Raw genomic sequence first — 2,654 nt, 5'->3', positions numbered from 1 at the left:
CCGGCGAGCAGCCGGCGCCGGGTCAGCCGGGAGGCCGGTGCCTCGCGCTTCCCGCTCACGGTGCCTGCTTCCTCCTCGGCGAATCCAAGCCCCTCGGTGATCTCTTCCCGCCGGGCCTCGTCCGCCGACGCGGCGGTGTCCTGATGGTCGCGGCGTCGGCCCAGTCGCCCGGCGGAGGCACGGGGGGCATCGCGGTCGGGGAGGTCGGAGCGGTTCCTGGCTGGCATGTGCGGCGGCCTCCCGCTTTCGACGCCAGTGGGGTGCTGCGCATTACAGGCTGATCCGATCTCAGGTACGACGACCGTACCTGACGGACCCATTGGACATATTGGACAGATACGTGCGGGCCACACCTGGCCGGGGGGGCCTACACGTGCGCCGGGAAGCCACCCTCCGGCTTGGTGTCCGTGACCGCCGCCGCCCCCAGGACGCCACCCGCCGCCGGCCGGACCACGGTCGAGCCACGGTCGGGCGATGGTTGGGCGGCCGTGACGCCGTCGCGGCGGTCACTGTGGTGCAGTCGTACGACGAGCAGGCCGACCGCGAGCGCGGTCAGCGACTCGGCGACCAGCGCCGCGACGGCCGTGGCCATCGCGTCACCGCCGGCCGACACCAGCGCCGCGGCCGTGGCCACCGAGGCGACCGTGAGCACCCAGACCACCCGGCGCACGCCGGCCCCGAGCAGGTAGGTGGTGAACATCAGGGTGACCGCGAGCAGCGTCATGCTCAGCGCCAGCACCCACAGGGCCGGCGCCGCCGCGGTGAGATGCGGGCCGAACACCGTGCCCAGCAGCCAGTTCGCCCCAACCAGGCCGACCAGCGCCAGCAGCAGTCCGGGCGCGACGACGAACGCCAGCGCCACCGCCAGGGTCCCCCCGGCGGGCCGGCCCTCGTTGCGCCGCCGGGTCGCCTCGGGCAGCAGGAAGTTCGCGACCGCCAGCCCGACGAACACCGGCACCTTGCACGCCGTCGAGATCGCCGCGTAACCACCGACGCCGGAGGGATCCAGCCAGCCGACGATGACCACGTCCATGTTCTGCAGCAGCGCCAGCGGGACGAGCGCGCCGAACGCGACCGCGGTGTCGGCGATCACGCTCTGCCGCGCGCTGGGGCGCGGCGCCGGGATCGGCATCGGGATCGGACCGGTGGCTGGCGCGGCACCATCGGTGGGCAGCGGAGCCGACCAGCGGCGCGGCGGCGGCGCCGCCCGGGGTGGCCTGGGGGTGCGCGAGACCGCCCAGCGGGCGTGCTCGGAGCCGACAATCACCCCGATGATGATCCCGAGGCCGGCGCCGTTGACGCCCATCCCGCAGACCACAAAGATGATCACCAGGCCGATCCGGACGAACCCCTCGACCACGAAGTTGATCGCCAGCCGTTGGTAGGCGCCGCGGGCCTGGATCAGGCCGCGCTCGACGCAGAGCAGCATCCACAGCGCGGCGCCGATCGTCGCCTCAGCTATCGCCACCGGATGCGGGTACGACATCAGCGCGGCCACCGGCCGGCACAGCGCGAGCGCGGCGAGAGTGGCGAGCGCGATGCCGACGCCACAGGCGCCGCGCAGGCGGCGAATCCAGTACCACCGCTCGCGGCGAGAGTCCCCGGCCCCGGACGTCTCGTGTTGGACAACCGCGATAAGCAGGGCATTTCCCGCGACCGACAGGATCAGAAAGATGCTGACCTGCACGGACAGGGCGCCGTAGGTAGTGGAATCCACGGCGCGCGCGACGATGAGACTCATCAACAGGTTGCACCCGTTGACGAGCATGCCGGCGACCGCCAGGACCACCGGACCAGCGAGCAGGCCGGCGACCGCCTCGCGGGAGGGCTTCGCCATCAGTCTCCACATCGGGTCGGGACCCATCGGTCACGCATGGCGTAACTTCGCCGATGGACTGTCGCGGCGGATTTCTCCGGCATCCGTAGGTTGCAGACGAACATGCTAAGCCCTTCCGAACGGATGAGAGGAACGCCATCGGTGGACGGAAGCCCCCTCTCCGCGTGGTCCGAGGACGTCACGCTGCGCCGCTGCCTGCCGGCGCTCGCCGGCCGCCACGTCGTGTTCCTCAACTGGCGTGACCGCGCCCATCCGCAGGCCGGCGGTGCAGAGCTGTTCTGCCAGTCGATCGCCGAACGCTTCGCCGCGGCGGGGGTGCGGGTGACGCTGCTGACCTCGCGACCAGGGGAGGAAGGCCAGCCCGCCGCGTTGGCCGCCGAGTCCGTCGGCGGCGTGGACGTGCGCCGTGGCGGCGGCACCTTCGGGGTGTATCCGGCCGTCCTCGCCCGGCTCGCCAGCCTCGGCCGGGCCGGGCACCGCGTCGACGCGGTCGTCGACTGCCAGAACGGGATCCCGTTCTTCTCCCCGCTGGTACTGCCGGCGAGCACTCCGGTGGTCCAGGTGCTCCACCACGTCCACCAGAAGCAGTTCCCGCTGTATTTCCCCGGCCCGGTCGCCCGCGTCGGGCAACTGCTGGAAGCGCCCGGCAGCCGGCTGGTCTACCGGCGCCGGCCGGTCGCCGTCGTCTCCCCCTCGACCCGGGACGAGGCCCGCGAGGTCCTCGGCCTGCCCGGCGCCCGCTACCTGGTGCCCAACGGTGTCTTCCCGCACGCCGTCGACCCCGCGGCCGGCGGCGGGCCGGCGGGCGGGGCCGGGC

The 2,654-nt window shown here is 73.0% G+C and carries 3 protein-coding genes; 1 reads left to right on the top strand and 2 read right to left on the bottom strand.

Annotated features, from left to right (window positions below; genetic code table 11):
• Both MXD58_RS28500 and MXD58_RS28495 read right to left on the bottom strand, forming a co-directional pair.
• Positions 1-227, bottom strand: a 227-nt coding sequence (locus tag MXD58_RS28500) for a hypothetical protein (protein WP_250611257.1), incomplete at its 3' end; no start/stop codon positions are given.
• Positions 228-367: 140 nt separating this feature from the next.
• The gene (locus tag MXD58_RS28495) at positions 368-1,837 is read right to left on the bottom strand and encodes an MATE family efflux transporter (protein WP_248838914.1); all 1,470 of its coding nucleotides are present in this window, start codon (positions 1,835-1,837) and stop codon (positions 368-370) included.
• A gap of 141 nt (positions 1,838-1,978) precedes the next feature.
• Here MXD58_RS28495 and MXD58_RS28490 point away from each other — a divergent pair.
• The coding region (locus MXD58_RS28490) for a glycosyltransferase family 4 protein (RefSeq protein WP_250611255.1) at positions 1,979-2,654 on the top strand (676 nt) is incomplete at its 3' end.

The sequence above is a fragment of the Frankia sp. AgKG'84/4 genome (assembly GCF_023242965.2).
Taxonomy (GTDB): domain Bacteria; phylum Actinomycetota; class Actinomycetes; order Frankiales; family Frankiaceae; genus Frankia.
Note: the sequence above shows the minus strand (reverse complement) of the source record. Positions and strands in the feature narration are given on the sequence as shown.